Source organism: Acinetobacter schindleri CIP 107287 (assembly GCF_000368625.1).
Taxonomy (GTDB): Bacteria; Pseudomonadota; Gammaproteobacteria; order Pseudomonadales; family Moraxellaceae; genus Acinetobacter; species Acinetobacter schindleri.
Genome location: NZ_KB849586.1, coordinates 15,504 through 16,156, shown reverse-complemented (window position 1 = coordinate 16,156; position 653 = coordinate 15,504). Strand labels below are relative to the sequence as shown.

The window sequence follows — 653 nt, the reverse complement described above, 5'->3', positions numbered from 1 at the left end:
TGGAAGGGATTCATCTGCTGTATCTCGAAATAAATAAGATATTTAGCTTATCATGTCAGCCTATTTGCAACAGTGCCAAAGCTTTTGGGATTAGTCGTCAGGCGGTATACCGATATTTACAAGTTAGTGAATAGCTTATTGGGATTGGCAACTAAATTTAGTTTAACTTATAAAAATCATGAAACATTGTTCGAATTTTAAGCGTGGAACATAAATAATCAATAAAAAGCCGCTCTGGTACCCTATGCCCCACAACGGCTTGATCTAATATACTGAAATTTAATGATAAATATCAAGTATTTCGTATAAGGTGTATTATGTTAATTTTAGAAATTCTTTAAAGCTCATTGGCTGTTTTTTCACATAAAGATAGACTCCAAATTGCAACACTACAAAGAAACCTACATTTCTTAAAATAGTAAACAATAGATCCTTATTACCGAAGATTAAGTCTGTGGCAAACAGCAAAATTACTAATATTGAATGTAAATACAGAGTATGTTTCATCTTATTGTTCAATAGGGTTGCTGCGTTGGTATAACCAATTAACGTTAGCCCCAAAAACACAATACTTAGGGCACTGTTGCAAATAGGCTGACATGATAAGCTAAATATCTTATTTATTTCGAGATACAGCAGATGAATCCCTTCCA

At 32.9% G+C, this 653-nt stretch carries 1 protein-coding gene; it reads right to left on the bottom strand.

All coding sequences use genetic code 11. The annotated features are described in order from the left end of the window. Window positions 1-315: 315 nt before the first annotated feature. Complete coding sequence (locus F955_RS16790) at window positions 316-645, bottom strand: hypothetical protein (RefSeq protein ID WP_228127703.1); 330 nt, start codon at window positions 643-645, stop codon at window positions 316-318. Window positions 646-653 lie beyond the last annotated feature (8 nt).